15 protein-coding genes are annotated in these 20014 nt (G+C 40.1%); 1 reads left to right on the top strand and 14 read right to left on the bottom strand.

Annotated features, from left to right (window positions below):
* Window positions 1-2: 2 nt before the first annotated feature.
* The 14 genes from smc to PT278_RS00440 all read right to left on the bottom strand — a co-directional run bounded on the left by smc (window position 3) and on the right by PT278_RS00440 (window position 19656).
* A complete protein-coding gene (gene smc, locus PT278_RS00505; protein ID WP_277129491.1) occupies window positions 3-3566 on the bottom strand; it encodes a chromosome segregation protein SMC in 3564 nt (1187 codons plus the stop codon).
* 10 nt (window positions 3567-3576) lie between these two features.
* A complete protein-coding gene (gene rnc, locus PT278_RS00500; RefSeq protein ID WP_277129490.1) occupies window positions 3577-4263 on the bottom strand; it encodes a ribonuclease III in 687 nt (228 codons plus the stop codon).
* Window positions 4264-4426: 163 nt separating this feature from the next.
* The gene (locus PT278_RS00495; protein ID WP_277129489.1) at window positions 4427-6196 is read right to left on the bottom strand and encodes an oligopeptide ABC transporter substrate-binding protein; all 1770 of its coding nucleotides are present in this window, start codon (window positions 6194-6196) and stop codon (window positions 4427-4429) included.
* A gap of 162 nt (window positions 6197-6358) precedes the next feature.
* Window positions 6359-8128 (bottom strand): oligopeptide ABC transporter substrate-binding protein, encoded by a 1770-nt coding sequence (locus PT278_RS00490; RefSeq protein ID WP_277129488.1) that lies wholly within the window; start codon window positions 8126-8128, stop codon window positions 6359-6361.
* A 183-nt stretch (window positions 8129-8311) separates the two neighbouring features.
* Window positions 8312-10084, bottom strand: a complete 1773-nt coding sequence (locus PT278_RS00485; protein WP_277129487.1) for an oligopeptide ABC transporter substrate-binding protein — start codon at window positions 10082-10084, stop codon at window positions 8312-8314.
* Window positions 10085-10278: 194 nt separating this feature from the next.
* Entirely contained in the window at window positions 10279-11187 is a 909-nt protein-coding gene (locus PT278_RS00480; RefSeq protein ID WP_277129486.1) for an ABC transporter permease, read from the bottom strand.
* A gap of 15 nt (window positions 11188-11202) precedes the next feature.
* Window positions 11203-12162, bottom strand: a complete 960-nt coding sequence (gene opp4B / locus PT278_RS00475) for an oligopeptide ABC transporter permease (protein ID WP_277129485.1) — start codon at window positions 12160-12162, stop codon at window positions 11203-11205.
* A gap of 2 nt (window positions 12163-12164) precedes the next feature.
* Complete coding sequence (locus PT278_RS00470; RefSeq protein WP_277129484.1) at window positions 12165-13130, bottom strand: ATP-binding cassette domain-containing protein; 966 nt, start codon at window positions 13128-13130, stop codon at window positions 12165-12167.
* A 3-nt stretch (window positions 13131-13133) separates the two neighbouring features.
* Complete coding sequence (locus PT278_RS00465; RefSeq protein WP_277129483.1) at window positions 13134-14153, bottom strand: ABC transporter ATP-binding protein; 1020 nt, start codon at window positions 14151-14153, stop codon at window positions 13134-13136.
* A gap of 119 nt (window positions 14154-14272) precedes the next feature.
* Window positions 14273-14515 carry an acyl carrier protein gene (gene acpP, locus PT278_RS00460; RefSeq protein WP_277129482.1) on the bottom strand — a complete coding sequence of 81 codons (243 nt, stop codon included), beginning with the start codon at window positions 14513-14515 and terminating at the stop codon, window positions 14273-14275.
* Window positions 14516-14555: 40 nt separating this feature from the next.
* A complete protein-coding gene (plsX, locus tag PT278_RS00455) occupies window positions 14556-15554 on the bottom strand; it encodes a phosphate acyltransferase PlsX (RefSeq protein WP_277129481.1) in 999 nt (332 codons plus the stop codon).
* 19 nt (window positions 15555-15573) lie between these two features.
* Window positions 15574-17610, bottom strand: a complete 2037-nt coding sequence (gene recG / locus PT278_RS00450) for an ATP-dependent DNA helicase RecG (RefSeq protein ID WP_277129480.1) — start codon at window positions 17608-17610, stop codon at window positions 15574-15576.
* Between the two features lie 3 nt (window positions 17611-17613).
* Entirely contained in the window at window positions 17614-19272 is a 1659-nt protein-coding gene (locus tag PT278_RS00445) for a DAK2 domain-containing protein (protein WP_277129479.1), read from the bottom strand.
* 21 nt (window positions 19273-19293) lie between these two features.
* Window positions 19294-19656, bottom strand: a complete 363-nt coding sequence (locus PT278_RS00440; protein WP_277129478.1) for an Asp23/Gls24 family envelope stress response protein — start codon at window positions 19654-19656, stop codon at window positions 19294-19296.
* 164 nt (window positions 19657-19820) lie between these two features.
* Between PT278_RS00440 and rpmB the strand changes: the two genes are divergently transcribed.
* On the top strand, window positions 19821-20006 hold the full coding sequence (rpmB, locus tag PT278_RS00435; RefSeq protein ID WP_277129477.1) for a 50S ribosomal protein L28: 186 nt from the start codon (window positions 19821-19823) through the stop codon (window positions 20004-20006).
* The last annotated feature ends 8 nt before the right edge of the window (window positions 20007-20014 follow it).

The following is a 20014-nucleotide window of genomic DNA, read 5'->3' as shown; positions in this document are numbered from 1 at the left end:
TCTTAGTTCACCTCATTCTTTAATTGCTTTAACGATACTGAAAAGACTTGCGAAACGCCAGACTCCTGCATAACTACACCATATAGTTGGTCAGCTCGTTCCATTGTTCCGCGACGGTGCGTTATCACAATAAATTGTGTATGCATGTCGTATTTTTCTAAAAATTGCGCAAACCGCGTCACATTTGCATCATCAAGTGCGGCTTCTACCTCATCCAAAACGCAAAACGGGACTGGCTTAACTTTCAACATCGCAAATAATAGCGTAATTGCCGTCAATGCCCGTTCACCACCAGACAACAGACTTAGGCGCTGCAGCTTTTTGCCAGGCGGCTGAGCAATGATTTCAACACCCGTTGTCAACAAGTCATCGGGATCGGTCAAGACCAGCTTGGCATTCCCGCCGCCAAACACAAGTGGGAACAGCTCCTTAAAGCTCTTGGCAACCGCCGTAAAAGTTTTACTAAAGCGACTGCCGACTTCTTGGTTCAATTCAGTCATTGACTGCTGCAAATCATCGCGCGCTTTTAACAAATCATTTTGCTGATTATTCAAAAAGTCATACCGCCTTTTAACTTCTTCGTATTCTTCAATCGACTTTAAGTTAACGGGACCAATATCTTCAAGTGACATCCGGTGCAATTTAACTTCTTTTTGCAGCTGCTTACGAGTAATCTCATCATTTTTACCTTCAGCCTGAGCCAAGGCAGCCTCATAAGTCAGCGAGTAATCCTTGTTCAAAGTTTCAAGGCGCTGGTCAATCTTACTGGCAAATTGAGCAATGTTAACTGACAGTCCCTCTTGCTCAGTTGCCGCATCCTTACGCAAATCATAATTGCGGCTGGCAACTTGGTCTAACTGGTTAATTTGTGCATCAAATTGCCCTAATTGTGAGCTCAAAACATTAAGCTGCTCTTGCAGTTCAGACTTTTGCTTAACTCCAGCCTGACTTTCCTGATGAAGCTGCTGCTTCTTCTGGTGGTCAAGCTGACCGTTATGCTCTAAGGTCGCCAACTTAGCTGTCAAAGTCTTAATTTGCTTTTGCTGGTCAGCTAATTTTGCCTGATTTGCCTGCTGCTGACTAGCAAGATTTTCTAATTTATTAGTATAAACCGCAATTTGGGGATCAAGTTCAGCTAACTTGTCCTGAACCTTTTGGTTTAAAGTTGTAAAGTTCTTAATTCGTTCCTGAAGCCGACTAATTTTAGCTTTCTGGCCAGCAATTTCAGTAACAAAATGTTCTTTTTGCTCATCAGCCTGCTTAATCTTCTCAGTTAATGCCGTAATTTGCTTGTCGCGTTCTTCTCTGCGTGATTCAAACAACTGATTGGCAGCTTTTAGCCGGTTAACTTCCTTATCCTGATTTTGATAAGAAAGCACAGCCTCGCCCAAATCACGACTAACTTCTTGCAGCTTTTGCTTAACATCAGCCAAATCTTGAGCAACTTCTTCATCTTGCTTAACCAACTCAGTTAAATCTGCCTGGTCAGTAGTCAAAGTTGTCTTTAACTCTTCAAGCTTTTGTTTGAGTTGCGTTAATTCAGCAGTTGTTTGCAGTGGCGAATTGTTCTTTTGGTTACGCACGCCACCAGTCATTGAACCGCCTGGTGAAATAATATCACCGTCTAAAGTTACAATGCGGTAGCGACCGATGCGCTGCGAAATTTTTAGGGCATTATCAATCGTATCAACAATCACCGTGCTGCCAAGAAGGTAATTAATTGCCGGACTAATATCTTGCTTACTGGAAGTCTCTACCAAATCACTGGCAATACCTTGATAACCTGCAAAAGACTGCAGACTGCGCACAGTTGAAGCCGGAATCGAATACTGCTTTAAGCCGTCAAGCGGTAAAAAGGTAGCTCGCCCAGCATGACGCTGCTTTAACTGATTAATCGCATCCCGTGCATCTGACCTAGTCACAGCAACTAAGTCTTGCACGCCGCCGCCAAGTGCTGTTGCCATTGCAGCTTCAAGCTCTGCCGGAAATGTAATCAACTCACCAATTGCGCCAATAATTCCTGGATAATCGGCAATATTATTCAAAACATTCCGAACGCCATAATAGTAACCTTCATGACGCTTGCGGATATTTTCTAGAGCTTCATACCTTGCACTGACTTGATTTAGCTGACGTGTAGTTTCACCGACGACTTGGCGTAAATTAGATAATTTTTCTTGAACGTCAGCCTGTTTAGCTGTTAATTCCGCAGCCTGCTCCTGCTTTTTGGTCCGCTTGTCTTTAAGTGATTGGCCCTCTGCTTTCAGCCTGCTCAACTCAGTCGTTGCCTTAGTTAATTCGGCCGTTACGTCATTATTTTGATAACTGCTGTCGTCACGGGTTCTCTTTAATTCAGAATTAAGATAAACAATTTCATTATTATTGGAAGTTTGATCCTGTAATAACTGAATATAATCTGAACGTAAATCATCCAATTTTTGATTAAGATCCGCGGGATTTTCATTTAATTCAGCCGTTAACTCAGCCCGCTTTTTTTGTAAGAGCTGCTGCTGATTAATTAAAGCTGTCTGTTGCCCAGCTAGCTTCTCATCATCAATCTGACGTTGAGCCACCTGCTCGTTTAAACTATTTAGTTCAGACTGATATTCCTTCTTGGTCGCTTCACTATATTGCTTACTCTGTTCCGAAACTTGCAAATTAGCATTCAAATCCGATAACTTCTTCGTCAATGCCAAGAGATCGGCTTGCACTTGCTCGCGCTGATCGCTAAGCTGCTTATACTCATTTCGCTTAGTTGTGACCGCACTCTGTGATTCTTTTACTTCACGATCAAGCTTAGAAAGCAGGACTTGATTCTCATCCGCCTTTTTTTGTATCTGTGCTTTTTGCTGGTCCAAATCGGCAATTTCAAAGGCCAAGAGAGTTTTTAATTTTTGGTCAAGACCCTGCTTTTGAAATTGGTACTCCTTGGCTAGCGAACTCTGCTCATGTAACGGCTCAATTCGCTGCTCTAATTCCTTAACCAAATCATTAATTCTAACCAAGTTATCGGTTGTTTGGTCAAGCTGTTGACTGGCAGCTTCCTTTTGCTTCTTAAAATGAAGTACGCCCGCAGCTTCTTCAAAGAGAACTCGACGCGCCTCTGGCCGTGAATTTAGGATTTGATCGACACGCCCCTGAGAAATAATCGCCAGACTATCTTGCGAAATCCCGGAGTCCAAAAAAAGTGCGCGAACATCGCGCTGTCTAACTGAATGCTTGTTAATGAGGTACTCATTATCACCAGAAAGCAAAATTCGCCTTGTAACCGTCACCTGATCGTCATCAAAGTTGAGCTGCCGATCTTGATTATCAAAAACCAGCGTCACTTCAGCGTGATTGGCACCCTTACGAAACTCACTCCCGGCAAAAATGACGTCCTTCATGTTCGAGCCACGCAGCGACTTAGCCCGTGACTCACCCATCACCCAACGAATAGCCTCAGTAATGTTACTTTTACCACTACCGTTCGGACCGACAATACCGGTGATTCCCGCACCAAATTCAATCTTTGTCTTTTCGGCGAAAGATTTAAAACCGTCAATTATTAGTTCTGTTAATGGCACAAGCTACCCCCTAGCGCTTCTTAGCCAAGGCAACCTTTGCCGCGTCTTGCTCTGCAGACTTTTTGTTGTGACCTGTACCTTGGGAGACATCTTGACCGTTAACGCGCAATTGAACCGTAAAGCGCGACGGAAGCTGCTCTTCCTTAATTACTTGATATTCGATTTTAACAGGACCATCTTGCTGTAAAAATTCCTGCAAGTCAGTCTTATAATCGCGTGATGCATCAAACTTGCCAGCATCAATCAGCGGATAAACAGTTAAATGGAGAAAATATTCAACTGCATTCATGCCTTGATCAAGGAAAAGCGCACCATTGAAGGCTTCAAACACGTCTTCAAGCAATGTCTTGCGCGAACGTGCACCAGCTTTTTCTTCACCATGACCTAAATTAATTTCTGCAGGAAAGCCAAATTTTTTGGCAAATTCCGCAAAGCCCTCAGTATCAACGATATTAGACCGCATCCGCGTTAATTCACCCTCATTTAATTCGGTAAAATGGCGGTATAAGTAATCGGAAATCGCTAGTTCCAATACCGCATCTCCCAAAAATTCCAGCTTTTCATAATCGCGCACACCATCCTGCGGATGCTCATTGGCATACGAAGAATGAGTGAATGCTTCTTCCAATAATTTAGGATTATTAAATTTAATTTTGTATTTGTCATTTAATTGATTAACAAATTTCGTGCTTACCATCTTTTCAGCCCCTTTATCCTTTGATTATACCAGTTTTTGCCCGATAAAATGAAAAAGAAAGCAATTACAACAATAAGTTATCCTTAAAAATCACAAAAAGCACGCGGCTGATACGTCCACGTGCTTTTAGCGATATTATATTAATTTTTAATTATTACGTTTACTATTTAGCAAATGCAACCCGACCCCATAGTTGGTGGCCATTATTCATTAATGATGGCTTCAATGAGTAACCAGTAAGCTTGTTGTTAACAGCATCAATCTGGTACGAATTGTCCATTGGAATTACATAAGCTTGATCGAACATGTATTGTTGCCATTCATGGAACTTCTGTACCCGATACTTGTGGTTGAAGGCTTTTTGTGAGTCCATTTCTTCGAGCAATTTGTTGTTTTCTGGAGTAACAAATCTTGTGTAGTTGGACATTGTTCCTTCACTATACAATTGCGTTTGTGACGGTTCACTAGATAAAGTCCAGCCAGCATCAAACATGTCAATTCCTGCCGCATCATGTTGAACCTTATCGTAGAACGAGTTCATTTCGGTTAAACGACCGCCAACCATCTTAACATTCAGGCCAATCTTATGCCATTGTTGAATATAGTTCTGAGTGATTGACTCTTTAATCGAACCAAGCTGCGCATTAGTTTTAGCCAAGTAGTTAATGGTTAATGGCTTGCCATTAGGTTGAACACGCCACTTACCCTTCTTCTTGTAGCCAGCCTTATCCAAAATCTCATTGGCCTTCTTTAAGTTATATGAATAGCCTTTAACATCCTTATCGAAGTAATCGCCAAATTGTGCTGGAATTAAAGTTGGTACTTGGAAGCTCAAACCTTGAGTATAACGCTTATCAACAGCATTGATGTTCATGGCATAACCAATCGCCTGACGCAATGGCTTAGTCATCTTAGGATTCTTCTCCATTACGTTCTTTGATTGCTTACCATCCCACTTACCGACTTTAAAGCCAAGGTAGTAGTAAGATAGCGGCACTGTAGCGACAAAGTTCACACCCTTGGAGTTCTTAACCTGATTCCACTGTGCGTTTACAACTCGAGTTACGTCAAACTTTTGACTCTTAATTGATTGCGAAGCTGAGTTAGGCGAAACAACTTGGTAAATAATCTTGTCTAGTTTTGGTTTACCACGCCAGTAATACTTGTTTGGTACCCAGCTGACTGATTGACCACGGACAATCTTTTGAACCTTATATGGGCCAAAGTACAGTGGCTTCTTTCTAATTTGGTCAGAGGATTGCAGCTTCTTAAATGGAACATCCTTTAAGTAGTGGTATGGTGCAGCCATTTCCCAAATATAGCCGTTACCAGCATTAGTCATACCTGGCTTCAATTCAGTACAGTGCAATACGGCTACACGACCATTTTCACCATCGGGCATTTCAATTCCTGAAATAGTCTTGGCCTTGCCTTCATGGTATTCTTTCATACCTTTAATAACATTAAATTGGCTGGAATATCTTTGTGATTGAGTGTCCTTGTTGGCGATAATTTCATAAGCGTATTCAACATCTTTAGCTGTTACTTGCTTACCATCAGACCACTTAACGCCTTTTTTAACCGTAATTGTTGCCGTGTTAGCTTTACGATCAAGTTTCAAAGTAGCTGGACCCTTATCATTGATCTTATAGTGATCGTCAGTATCAAATAATGATTCTTGACCAGGACTAGCAATATCACTATCAACTTGACTCATTGCGAGTTCTTCATTAAAAATTCCTGTAAAAGGTGTGTCTGTTTCTTCGGCAACTTTAATTGTACCACCCTGTTTAGCAGTTTTAACTGGTGCCTGTTCTGGGAATTTACTTGCAGTCTTAGTATTGTCGTCATTATTACTCTTACCACAAGCTACCAGTGTTAAGGCAGCTGCTGTTACTACTCCGATTGAGCCTAAAATTTTGTTTGTTTTCATAATAAGCTACCCTTCCTTATTATTTAATTATTTTCTCGAAACAAGTTAATAGTTAAATATTACCATGAAAAATTAAAAAATCAATATAATTATTAATATTAATTTAATAAAAAGCAAACAAAAAATCCTAAGAACTTAATCTTAGGATTTAGAGATTTATAATTACTTGGTGAAGGCAACTTTATACCATAATGGATAACCATTATTATCTTGTGATGGCTTCAATGAGTAACCAGTTATTTTATCATTAATTGCGTTAACTGAGTAATAGTTATATGTTGGCACAACATATGCTTCATCATTCATATATTTTTGCCATTCATGGAACTTCTGTACCCGATACTTGTGGTTAAAGGCCTTTTGTGAGTCCATTTCTTCCAATAATTTGTTGTTTTCTGGAGTAACAAATCTTGAGTAGTTGGACATTGTACCTTCACTATACAACTGTTGTTGTGAAGGTTCAGAAGACATTGTCCAGCCAGCCATAAACATATCTACACCTGGGTCGTCATGTTGAACCTTGTCATAGAAGGAATTAAATTCAGTTAGTCGACCACCAACTAATTTAACATTTAAACCAATCTTATTCCACTGTTGGATATAATTTTGCATAATTGGCTCTTGGGTAGCCTTACCTGACATTGCCAAGAAATGAATAATTAACGGCTTACCATTAGGTTGAACACGCCATTTACCCTTCTTCTTGTAGCCAGCCTTATCCAAAATTTCATTGGCCTTCTTGATGTTATAAGTATATCCCTTAACATCCTTATCGAAGTAATCACCAAATTGTGCTGGAATTAAAGTTGGCACTTGGAAACTCAAGCCGTGGGTATAATGCTTATAAACTGAATCAGTATTCATTGCATATGCCATCGCTTGACGCAAAGATTTATTATTCATCTTAGCATTAGGGTTCATAACATTTTTAGCCTTCTTGGCATCCCATTTACCAACCTTAAATGCTAAATAGTAATATGCTAAAGGAATTTTGGCAACAAAGTTAACATTCTTAGTATTCTTGACATCATTCCATTGATCGTTAACAACTTCTGCAATATCAAATTTGTGGCTCTTGATTGATTGCGTAACTGAAGTTGGTGCAACAACTTGGTAAATAATTTTGTCTAGTTTTGGTTTACCGCGCCAGTAATACTTGTTAGGTACCCAACTAACTGATTGGCCTCTAACTAGCTTGCCCAGCTTAAATGGTCCAAAGAATAATGGATGTTTACGAATTTGATCAGAAGATTGTAGTTTCTTAAATGGCACATTCTTTAAGTAATGATATGGAACAGCCTCTTCCCAAATATAACCATTACCACTGTTAGTCATACCTGGTTTTAATTGGGTACAGTGCAATACAACTACACGACCAGTTTCACCATCTGGCATTTCAATTCCTGAGATAGTCTTAGCCTTGCCCTCATGATATTCCTTCATACCCTTAATAATATTAAATTGGCTAGAATATCTTTGTGATTGAGTATCCTTATTGGCAATGATCTCATAAGCATATTCAATGTCCTTAGCAGTTACTTGCTTACCATCAGACCACTTAACACCCTTCTTAACCGTAATTGTTGCAGTGTTAGCTTTACGGTCTAACTTTAATGTTGCTGCTCCTGAATCATTAATTTTATAATGATCGTCGGTACCAAACAGCGATTCAGAACCTGGGCTCATGATATCAGTATCAATTTGACTCATTGTTAGTTCTGGACTAAAGACGCCAGTAAATGGGGTATCTGTTGATTCAGCAATCTTTAAAGTACCGCCTTGTTTAGCCGTTTTAACAGGAGTTGCTGCTGGGAACTTACTTGCAGTCTTGGCATTTTCGTTACTGTCATTGTTGCTCTTACCGCAAGCTACTAATGTTAAAGCAGCTGCCGTAACAACTCCAATGGAGCCTAATATTTTGTTTTTTTTCATAAACATACACCTTCTAATGTAATATCTCTCTTTCGAAACAAGCTAATAATTAAATCTTAGCATGATTTATTAAAAAATCAATAGGTTTATTAATACATGATTAAATATACTTTTAGATATTTAACAAAAGCTAACAAAAAATCCTAAGATTTTACTCTTAGGATTCTTGAAAATTATGTTTAATTATTTAACAAAACCAACTTGACCCCATAATTGGTGGCCGTTGCTATTTTGCGAAGGTCTTAGTGAATAACCCGTAATCTTGTCATTGATTGCATAAATCGTGTATGAATTATCAGTAGGAATAGTGTATGCTTGGTCATTCATGTACTCCTGCCATTCATGGAATTTTTGAACACGGTACTTATGATTGAATGACTTGGTTGAATCAATTTCAGACAATAACTTAGTATTCTCTGGCGTCACAAACCGTGAATAGTTCATCGGTGATGTTTCACCATACAAATTATTAGGTGACGGCTCACTGGCTAACCCCCAGCCAGCTTCAAACATGTCAACACTTGGATCATCATGTTGCAGCTTATCTTCAAAGGAGTTGAACTCAGTTGGTCGGCCGCCAAGTAATTTAACATTCAGACCAATTTTATGCCATTGTTGAATGTAATTCTGCTGAATTGGCTCTTTAGTAGAATCACCTTGTCTAGTCATGTAATTAATAACTAGCGGCTTACCATTAGGTTGCACCCGCCATTTACCCTTCTTCTTATATCCAGCCTTATCTAAGATTTCATTGGCCTTCTTTAAGTTGTAAGAATAGCTTTTGGCATTTTTATCAAAGTAATCGCCAAATTGTGCCGGAATTAGGGTTGGCACGCGGAAACTTAAGCCCTCAGTATAACGCTTGTCAACGGCATCAACATTCATCGCGTAACCAATTGCTTGGCGCAAGGCCTTATTATTCATCTTAGACTTCGGATCCATCACGTTCTTGTCTTTTTTGGCATCCCACTTACCAACCTTAAAGCCAAGATAATTATATTGAATTGGAATTTGGGCAACAAAATTTACATCCTTGGTATCTTTAACCTGATCCCATTGAGCATTGATTGCATTAACGACATCAAACTTGTGGTCCTTAATTGATTGTGAGGTCGAATTAGAAGAAAGGACTGAAATTACAATTTTATCCAGCTTTGGTGTGCCACGCCAGTAATACTTGTTAGGTACCCAAGTTGCTGATTCGCCGCGAACCAACTTAGCCAGCTTAAACGGACCAAAGTACATTGGGTGCTTTCTAATCTTATCTGAAGATTGCAGTTTAGCAAACGGCACATCCTTGAGATAATGATATGGTGCGGCAGTTTCCCAGAAGTAGCCATTACCACTGTTGTACATTCCTGGCTTCATTTGCTTAAAGTGCAGTACAATTTGGCGACCATTCTCACCATCTGGCATTTCAATACCTGAAATAGTCTTGGCTTGACCATTATGGTATTCCTTCATGCCCTCAATATTCTCTAATTGGCTACTGTAACGTTGTGATGCAGTCTTCTTGTTAGCTAGAATTTCATAGGAATATTCCAAATCCTTAGCAGTTACCTGCTTGCCATCAGACCACTTAACACCCTTTTTAACCGTAATTGTCGCTGTTTTATCCTGAACATCCAGCTTCAAGGTTGCGGCACCTTTATCATTAATCTTAAAATTATCATCTGTATCAAACAGGGCTTCTTCACCAGGTTCAGCAACCTGCGCGTCGGTTTGAACAGTATATAATTCATCCGAAAAAATGCCAGTAAAAGGAGTATCACTTCTAACAGCAACTTTTAAAGTACCGCCTTGTTTAGCGGTTTTCTTAGGTACTGACTCAGAAAACTTGCTGGCTGTGTTTGCACCTTGATTGCTACTGTCATTACTACCTTTACCACAAGCTACTAAGGTTAATGCAGCTGCCGTAACAACTCCAATTGAACTAAGTATTTTGGACTTTTTCATAAAATAATTACTCCTAACCATTCTATTCTCTATCTACATGTAATTGGAATAAGTTAATACATAGATTTTAGCATATCTGGATAGTATACTAAAGAATTTTATCGTGCTTTAATTTTAGTCTTATAATTGCTTAATATCTTTATATTTTAAGCAACAAAAAAAGCTTTACTTTCAAAGTAAAGCTTTTAATTAAACTAATTTTCTCGTTGACGAGCATCCCCTGCACGCTGCAAAGCACGACCAACATAGTTAATACTTAATGAAATCATTAATAACAATATTGTCGCTGGCAGCCACAGCCATGGACGGTTAACAACGTTAACTGGGTCGTTAGCAAATCCAATCAACGTACCAAGTGATGGCGTCGTTGTTGGCAGTCCATAACCAATGAAGGATAATGTTGTTTCAACACCGATGTTTCCGGCAATTGTCAATACCACGTCAATAATAATCATTGATGTAATATTTGGCAAAACTTCTCTAAACATGATCTTCAAGTCAGAAGAACCCGAAGTCTTAGAAGCTAGGACGTAATCACGTTCACGCTGTGACAAGATAAAGGCACGGAAGTAACGTGCTGTCGCTGGCCACGCAAACATTGAAATAATCCAAACCAAGCTAACTGCATTGTAGTTAGGAATAACAGTTACAAGAACAATCATGATTGGCCATTTAGGCAAAACTTGGATGAAGTCAACAATTCTCATGATAATTGAATCAATGTAGCCACCGTAATAGCCGGATACAAGTCCAACTAACAAACCAACAATTTCAACAACCGCGGTAACAGCAACCCCAATCATAATTGAGTTACGGCCACCCATCATCAGCAGCTTCAAAATGTCACGACCACCGTCATCAGTACCAAAGATGTGACCATTTTGACCCCAACCATAGTAGGCGTCAACAATGTTAATCTCTGTGACTTGTGACTTGTGTAAGAACAGCGACCCACCAAAGGTGAATAGTAAAATTAAAATGATAATAATTGCAGCAGTAAAGGCAACCTTATCATGTCTAATCTCACGCATTGCAATCTTAAATCCAGATGCAGGAGTTGGGCGTGTTTGGTCTTTTTGTGTTTTTTCTTTATTTTTAGCCATTGTACTCGCTCCTCCCTACTTAACCCGAATTCTTGGGTCAACAATACTCATAATAATATCTGAGAGCAAGTTGCCTAATAAAGTTAAAATACCAAAAATCAAAATCAAGGCAGTCAATGTCGTGTAATCACGTTGAGAAATTGAATCAAGGAAGAGTTTACCCATTCCTGGATAACTAAAGACAGATTCAACAATCATTGATCCACTAAGTAGACCAGTAATTACTGTCCCAAAGTTAGAAGCGATTGGCAATAATGAGTTACGCAAAATATGCTTGTTAAAGACAACATTTTCAGGAACACCCTTACTGTGTGCGGTCCGAACATAATCTTCAACCTTATTATCAACAATTCCTGTCCGCAGGTACTGCACGATACTGGTAGTTGTTACGACCGCAGTCAAAATTGCCGGCAGCAGCATGTGGTAGAATTGACTGCCAATTGTGCCCCAGAAGCCTGATGCATTAGCGGCAACTGACCCTGAAATTGGGAACCAGCCTAACGTGAAGCCAAACAGCCAAATAGCCAAAATGTAAAAAACAAATGGCGGTACTGCATAGGTAACGTAGTTAAAGATTTCAACTGCTTGGTCTTGCCATTCATCTTGGTGACGACCAGCAGTAATTCCCATTGGAATTGAAATTGCATAGGTAATAATAGTTGATAATAATGACAGCCAGAAGGTATTAACCGCACGGTCAGCAATTAATGAAACAACCGGCACGTGCTGGATATAACTCGTTCCTAAGTCTCCCCGGAATAAGTTGCCAACCCAGCGGCCATATTGCACTGGAATTGGATCATTCAAGCCTGCTGCCTGCTTTAAGGCTGCTAATTGTTTAGGGTCAGTATTTGGATTGATTTGTCCACTGAATGGGTCACCAGGCATCATTTTAGCCAAAACAAAGACTAAAAAGCTCAAGATAATAATTTGCGGAATCATAACCAAAAAACGTCTCAGAATTGTTTTCCACATTTTTAGTCACTCTCCTTTTCTTGATTTACTTGCTCTGGTGGCAGGGCAACAAAGTGCTTGCCAGAAACGTGTTGTAACGGATAAACACGCCCGTCTTTATCATACCAAGCACTTTGGTCATTTTGAAATTCCTGCTCAACCCGATTACGTTCCTGCTTGTGTTCCTCGCGGTGTTCAACATCAACCTTAGGAATTGCAGAAAGCAGACGCTTAGTATAAATATGGATTGGATTATTATAGATATCTTCACGGGTACCAATCTCAACTAAACGGCCACGGTGCATGATTGCCAAGTTCTCAGACATGTGCTTAACAACACCCAAATCGTGAGAAATAAACAGGTAAGCAATATTATATTGTTGTTGAATATGCTTCATAAAGTTTAAAACCTGAGCTTGAACCGACAAATCCAAAGCACTGGTAGGTTCATCCGCTACAATCAACCTTGGATTTGTCGCTACGGCACGGGCAACTCCGATTCTCTGTCTTTGACCACCGGAAAATTCATGCGGATACTTGTAAATGGCATCACTCGGCATCCCAACAATATCCAGCAATTCCTGTACGCGATCACGTTCTTGATCCGTTGTTAAGTTCTCAAAGTTACGGATTGGTTCTGCAATAATATCTTCAATTCGTTTACGGGGGTTCAAACTAGACATTGAATCCTGGAAAATCATTTGAACATCTTTATTGTAGTTCAAACGGCGTCTATTCTTAGCTTTAGTAACGTCAACGCCTTTATAAATAATTTGACCACTAGTGACAGGTTCAACCCCGACAATTGCCTTACCGGTAGTTGATTTACCAGAACCAGATTCACCAATTAGACCGTAAGTTTCACCTTCATTAATCGTGATACTAATGTCATCAACGGCGCGCACATAATCAGTAACCCTATTCCAAAAGCCACTCCGAATAGGATAGTGAACCTTTAGGTTTTTTATTTGAATAATTTCTTTAGCCATAAATTACTCCCCACTTACTGCAGCATCTTGATCTTGGAAGTGGAAGTTCTTCCAGCATGTACATCTGACCCAGTGTCCAGATTCAACTTCGTGCATCACTGGATTTTCTTCATGATCGCTTTCAGGAATCCATGGGATTCTCGGTGCAAACCGATCACCAGTCCGCCGCATATTTTGCAATGACGGAACCGTTCCTTGGATAACGTGCAAATCTTCACTCTCATCATCTGATTGTGGCATTGAGTTCAATAACGAACGTGTATATGGATGCAATGGATTATTAAAAATCGTCTTGACATCAGCTTTTTCAACAACTTGGCCGCCGTACATAACAGCAACTTCGTCAGCTGTTTCTGCAACAACACCTAAGTCGTGCGTAATCAAAATAATGCCGGAATGTGATTGCTTTTGAATATCTTCCAAAAGATCCAAAATTTGGGCCTGAATTGTTACGTCAAGAGCAGTTGTCGGCTCATCGGCAATAATGATTTCGGGCTTACATGCAACAGCCATCGCAATTACGACCCGCTGACGCAGACCACCTGATAATTCATGTGGGTACATTGAATACATTTCTTCAGGCTTAGGCATACCAACCTGATTAAACAATTCAATAACGCGTGCATGACGTTCCTTTTCATTCATATCAGTATGGTAATACAACGTTTCAGCCACCTGGTCGCCAACCCGCATTAACGGATTAAGACTTGCCAATGGATCTTGGAAAATCATTCCAATCTTGTTACCACGAATCTTATTAAACAGCGCTTCATTCAGCCCAACTAGGTTCAATTCATTATAGAGAATATCCCCAGTTACTTTTGTATTTTTATGGTCGTACAAACCAATAATACTTGCGGCAATTGTACTCTTACCACAACCAGATTCACCTACGACTGATAAAATTTCGTCACGCTTCAGAGTAATATTTATATCATCAGCAGCATCATAAAATTTCCCATGCAGACGGTATGCCGTATGCAAATGCTGGATATCTAGCAAGAGATCACTTTGTTTTTCCAAAGGTCATTTCCCCTCTCAATTTTTGTAAAATTTATTAGAGATATTTAATAAATTTATTTAATTTCTAATTATATACATCAAGCAGGCTTCATGCAAATATCAAAATCACTTTTTAGAAATTAATTTTGGTGTGCAGCTACATAACTAACGGCGTCGCCAACTGTTTTGATTTGTTCAGCGTCTTCATCAGAAATTTCGGCGCCAAATTCATCTTCCAATTGCAAAATAAATTCTACCAAATCAATGGAATCAGCGTCTAAATCACTAGTAAAGTTAGTGTCCTTGGTGATTTTATCTTTATCAACCTCAAAATTTTCGGCCAACATATCTTTAATCTTTGAAAAAATTTGCTCTTCTGTCATTCTTTTATCTCCTTGTTATTCTTAATTATACCTTAATTAATTATTCAGCAGCGGAAAATTCTGCTTTAAATTCATCAATAATTTTTTCGGACAAGATTTTATCAATCTGTTTAAGAGTGAAATAGATTGCTCGTTGATCCGAACGGCCGTGAGTTTTAACTACTGGCGCATTTACACCAAGTAAAACAGCACCACCGTATTTAGCTGTATCAAACTTGGAAATTAAGCCCTTCAATGCATTCTTAATTAATAACGCACCAACTTTTGCTTTAAGACCATTATTTAACAAGCTGTCTTTAAGCAGATGAATTAAGACACTGGAAGTACCTTCGATGTTCTTCAAAACTGCATTTCCAGTAAAACCATCGGTAGCCACAACATCGGCATTACCTTCAAGTAACTCATTGCCTTCAATATTACCAACAAAGTTCAGATCGCTGTCGAGCAAGAGTTGGTATGCGGCTTGGTGGACATCATCGCCCTTGTCGCTTTCAGCACCATTATTTAACAAGGCAACCCGCGGATTGGCAATGCCGCGAACCTTTTCTGCATAATAAACGGCCATGCGTGCCCAAGCCAAAATGTATTCGGGCTTACTCTTAGCGTTGGCACCAACATCAATCATGTTAAAGCCATCATCAGAATTTTTAACTGGTAGAGTTGGCATCAGACCCGGACGCGCAATCCCCTTAATTCTGCCAATAATAAAAATCCCGCAGGATAATAATGCCCCAGTATTACCTAAAGATAGCAATGCATCAGCCTTGCCCTCCTTAACATAACGAGCGGCCACTACCAAAGAGGAATCCTTCTTGCTGCGGATTGCCTTTACTGGTTCGTCTTCATCGTTGATAACTTCAGTTGTCGCAACTACTTCAACTCTGTCCTTATCAGAACCAACTAATTTATTAATCTGCTTGGCATTACCAAACAAAATAAACTTTGTTTCGGTTAACTCTGCCTTTGCTTGTAAAACGGCCTTCACGATTGCCTTAGGGGCATTCTCGCCGCCCATCGCATCTATTGCAATTATTCTCATTTATCTACCACAATCTTTTCTATGTTCGTTCTTGCTGCAGCTGCTTATAATCCAGCACTTCTTTTAAAGTCTGATGATCGGCAGCTTTCAATTCCGGATCCTGTTCAATCAGGGATTTTGCCATATTTTGGGCAACTACCAGCGTCTCATAATTATTAACGACATTGCCAACCTGAAATTCGGGCAACCCTGATTGGGCCTTGCCAAACAAGTCTCCTTCGCCCCGCATTTTCAAATCTTCTTCAGCTAATTCAAAACCATCAGTTGTTGAGGAAATAATCTGCATTCGGGCCTTGCCAGCGTCAGTTTTCGGATCAGCCATAAAGACACAATAACTTTGCGTCTTACCCCGACCAATTCGACCGCGCAATTGGTGCAGCTGACTAATGCCAAAACGATCAGCATTGTAAATTATCATCATATTGGCGTTAGCCACGTCAACCCCGACTTCAATTACACTCGTTGCAACCAAAATATTAATCTTACCGGCCGCAAATTCCGTCATAATCTCGTCTTTTTTAGCTCCCGGCATTTGTCCATGCAGCAGCACTACTTTCTGCTTAGGAAAATCATGGCTAAGCTTGGCATATAGCTGCTCGGCATTTTTTAAGTCAACTGCCTCAGACTCAGTAATCAGCGGTGTTACCGCATAAATCTGAAAGCCTTGCTCAAGCTGCTGGCGCATCAATTGGTAAACTTCATCCATTTGACTGCTGGTCTTCCAAGTCGAAATAATCTGTTTGCGACCAGCGGGCAGGTGGCGGATTTCCGACACCGTTGTTTCGCCATAAACAGTTAAGGCTAATGTCCGCGGAATTGGCGTTGCTGTCATTGTCAGCACATCTGGACTTGCTCCCTTATTAATCAACGCTTGCCGCTGACCAACGCCAAAGCGGTGCTGCTCATCAATAATTACTAAGCCTAGTTTTTTAAAAATTACCTTAGACTGAATTAAAGCATGTGTCCCGATCACGACATTAATTGTGCCATCGGTTAACTCGCGATAAATTTCTCGCCGTTCCAGTGTCTTGGTTGTTCCTGTCAATAAGGCAACACGAACGCCCAAAGGTCTAAGCAATTCATCAATTTTCTTGAAATGCTGCGTTGCCAAAATTTCAGTCGGCACCATTAGAGCTGCTTGAAAGCCAGCAGTCACTGCAGCGAAAATTGCATAAACTGCAACCACGGTCTTACCAGAACCAACATCTCCCTGCAGCAGTCTTTGCATCTGCTTAGTTGAATGTAAATCCGCAAAAATTTCGTTAACTACCTGCTTTTGATCGTCTGAAAGCTCAAAAGGCAATAATTCTGTCAATTTGGCAACTTCTGTCAGGTCATATTTTTTAGCAATTCCCTGATGTTTTGCATTGCCGTGAGCAAGCTGGGCTAATTCAATTTGAAAAATGAAAAATTCCCGAAAAATTGCACTTCTTTTGGCTAATTCTGCCTCGCGGCCATTCTTGGGATGGTGCATTTTGGCAACAATTACCTGGTCTGATAACAGGCGGTATTTTTGCCTAACCTCGTCAGGTACCACATCCTCAACCAGTGGCAAATAATCAGTGATTGCTAAATTAATCAGTTCAACTAATTTTTTCTGACGCAAATTCCGGTTAACTGGGTAAATTGGCGCCATGCCGCTGTCATTCTCCTTAGCAGCAATAAACTTGAAGCCCGATAGACTTTGCCGCGCTACAGTGTACTTACCGTAAACAGCAACTTCCTTGCCAACTTCAATCTTATCCTTTAACCATGGCTGATTAAAAAAATTGACCATGACAATATCATGGTCAATCCGCATTTTAAAACTAAGCCGGCTCTTTTTATAACCAAAACGGCTAACAAAAGCTTCTGTAGCTACAATGCCTTTTAACATTACCTTCTGGCCATCCATGATCTGGTCAAGAGGCATTGTTTGAAGTTCATCATAACGAAACGGAAAATAGAATAGCAGGTCATAGATACTATAGATGCCCAAACTGCCCAAGGCAGCAGCTGTCTTAGTGCCTACTCCTTTCAAATCTGTTACCGGAGCAAACAATGCTTTTGTGTTCATCTTTTATTCAACAGAAATCAAGAAATTATAAACTGGCTGACCACCATCATGAACTTCAAATTCCAGATCATCATGCTTGGCTTCTAAATTAGCTACAACTTCATCAGCCTGCTTCTTGTTAGAATCGCGGCCAAACATGATTGTAATAATTTCAGAATCTTCATCGAGCATCTTCTCAACCATGTTGACTGTCGCAGTTACTAGGTCAGGATGGTCTACTTCAATATCGCCGTCAATAATTCCAAGATAGTCATTGGCATGAACTTCAACATCGTTGATTGTTGTATCACGGTTAGCTTGCGTAACTTCACCAGAAACAACAGCTTCAAGGTCTTCGGTCATACTGTCAACGTTTTCTTCAACTGACAAGTCTGGATCAAAGGAAAGCATTGCCGTTAACCCTTGTGAAATGGTCTTGGTTGGCACAATGCCAACAGGAATATCACTGACTTCAGCAGCCTGCTTAGCAGCCATCACGATATTGCCGTTGTTTGGCAGAACGATTGCCTTTTGCGCACCAGACTTTTTAATTGCGTCAATAATATCTTGCGTTGATGGGTTCATTGTTTGACCACCAGAGATAATTCGGTTGACGCCTTCGCTTTCGAATAACTTGCGCACCCCATTACCAGAAGCAACAGCAATTACCGCAAAGTCAACACTTTCTTGTTGTTCATCACTATCATTGACAATTGTTTCGTGCTGAATTCGCATGTTATCAATCTTGATTTTGCCTAATTGACCAAACTGACTGCCGTATGCAAAAACTTCACCGGGGTGTTCAGTATGAACGTGCACCTTAGCAACTTCATCATCAGAAACAGCTAACAGTGAATCACCAATTTCAGACAAATGATTTCTAAATTCTTCAAGATTAAACGGCTTTTTATTAGGAATATCAGCAGTCAAATCAACCATGATTTCAGTACAATAGCCATTTTCAATATCTTGCGTTGATAATTGCGTCTGCACTGATTGGTGGTGCATTGCATTAATCATTTCATCCATTTCGCCTTCATCTGGTTGGTAACGATCAGCGAAGTTTTCGCCTAAGATACCTTCCAAAAAGCCTTCATAGATAAAGAGCAGGCCTTGACCACCGGAGTCAACAACACCAACTTGCTTTAAGACAGGCAACAGATCTGGTGTGGTCTTCAAAGACTTCTTTGCACCATCAACAATTGCTTCCATGACTTCTTCAACGTCATCCGTCTCATTAGCCTTATTTGCCCCTTCTTGAGCGGCTACACGTGCAACCGTCAAGATGGTTCCTTCAACAGGCTTCATGACAGCCTTATAAGCTGTTGCAACACCATTAGAAAACGCATTGGCTAATTCCTGAGCGTTTAAAGTCTTCATGCCCTGAGTTGCCTTATAGATTCCTCTAAAGAGCTGTGAAGAAATAACACCACTGTTGCCCCGCGCTCCCATGAGCATTCCTTTGGCTAAACTTTCAGTTAGATCGCCCACACTCGTACTGGGATTTTCGGCAACGACCTTTGCACCACTTTCAATAGTTAAATTCATGTTAGTACCAGTATCGCCATCGGGAACTGGGAACACATTAAGTGAGTTGACAAACTCAGCATTGCGACCCATTCGGTGAGTAGCTACCCGCACCATATCTCTAAATTTGTTACTATCTATTTCCTTTAAAACCAATATTCTAAACCTCCGACTGAGTTACTCGTCAAGTACCTTAACACTTTGAACGATCACGTTAACAGCTCTTGTATCAATTCCAAGTTGATTCTTCAAACTGAATTTAACGCTGTCTTGTACATTACGACTAACTTCAGAAATCTTCAAGCCGTAACCGACAATAATATAAACATCAACCGTAATTTCATTATCTTCTGACTTAACAACAACGCCGCGTTTATAATTCGCACGGTTCAAAATGACATCAACGCCATCACGAATTGCGTTTTTGGACGCCATTCCGACAACACCATAATTAGACGTAGCTGCGCTACCAACGACAGTTGCGATTACTCCGTTTGAAATATCAATCAATCCGTTTTTTGTTTTGATTTTAACAGCCATGTTTATCCTCCGTCTCATTGCTTCTTTTATATGAGTCTATTTTATCATAGTAAACCAAGATGAAGGCAAAATCCATTCATAAAAAATACTTTTCCGGTTGCATTACGGTAAAAGTTATGCTATCTTAAGTAAGTATGAAAACACAAATAAAGGAGGTTTAGCAAATGGCAAAAGATTATATTACAGGTAAAAAGACCACTTTTGGTAACACACGTTCTCACTCATTGAATTCAGCTCGTCGTGCTTGGAAGCCAAACCTTCAAAAAGTTCGTATTCTTGTTGATGGTAAACCAAAGCGTGTATGGGTTTCAACTAAGACTTTGAAGTCTGGTAAAGTGACTCGTGTCTAATATGCTTA

Origin of the sequence: Lactobacillus sp. ESL0703 (assembly GCF_029433435.1) — a bacterium.
Lineage (GTDB): Bacteria > Bacillota > Bacilli > Lactobacillales > Lactobacillaceae > Lactobacillus.
This window is presented reverse-complemented; position numbering and strand designations above follow the sequence as displayed.

What these genes read in the sequence shown, in the direction of transcription:
- rnc (WP_277129490.1), bottom strand. Translation starts at nt 4,263, where the DNA reads ATGGTAAGCACGAAATTTGTTAATCAATTAAATGACAAATACAAAATT.
- PT278_RS00495 (WP_277129489.1), bottom strand. Translation starts at nt 6,196, where the DNA reads ATGAAAACAAACAAAATTTTAGGCTCAATCGGAGTAGTAACAGCAGCT.
- PT278_RS00490 (WP_277129488.1), bottom strand. Translation starts at nt 8,128, where the DNA reads ATGAAAAAAAACAAAATATTAGGCTCCATTGGAGTTGTTACGGCAGCT.
- PT278_RS00485 (WP_277129487.1), bottom strand. Translation starts at nt 10,084, where the DNA reads ATGAAAAAGTCCAAAATACTTAGTTCAATTGGAGTTGTTACGGCAGCT.
- PT278_RS00480 (WP_277129486.1), bottom strand. Translation starts at nt 11,187, where the DNA reads ATGGCTAAAAATAAAGAAAAAACACAAAAAGACCAAACACGCCCAACT.
- opp4B (WP_277129485.1), bottom strand. Translation starts at nt 12,162, where the DNA reads ATGTGGAAAACAATTCTGAGACGTTTTTTGGTTATGATTCCGCAAATT.
- PT278_RS00470 (WP_277129484.1), bottom strand. Translation starts at nt 13,130, where the DNA reads ATGGCTAAAGAAATTATTCAAATAAAAAACCTAAAGGTTCACTATCCT.
- acpP (WP_277129482.1), bottom strand. Translation starts at nt 14,515, where the DNA reads ATGACAGAAGAGCAAATTTTTTCAAAGATTAAAGATATGTTGGCCGAA.
- plsX (WP_277129481.1), bottom strand. Translation starts at nt 15,554, where the DNA reads ATGAGAATAATTGCAATAGATGCGATGGGCGGCGAGAATGCCCCTAAG.
- recG (WP_277129480.1), bottom strand. Translation starts at nt 17,610, where the DNA reads ATGAACACAAAAGCATTGTTTGCTCCGGTAACAGATTTGAAAGGAGTA.
- PT278_RS00440 (WP_277129478.1), bottom strand. Translation starts at nt 19,656, where the DNA reads ATGGCTGTTAAAATCAAAACAAAAAACGGATTGATTGATATTTCAAAC.
- rpmB (WP_277129477.1), top strand. Translation starts at nt 19,821, where the DNA reads ATGGCAAAAGATTATATTACAGGTAAAAAGACCACTTTTGGTAACACA.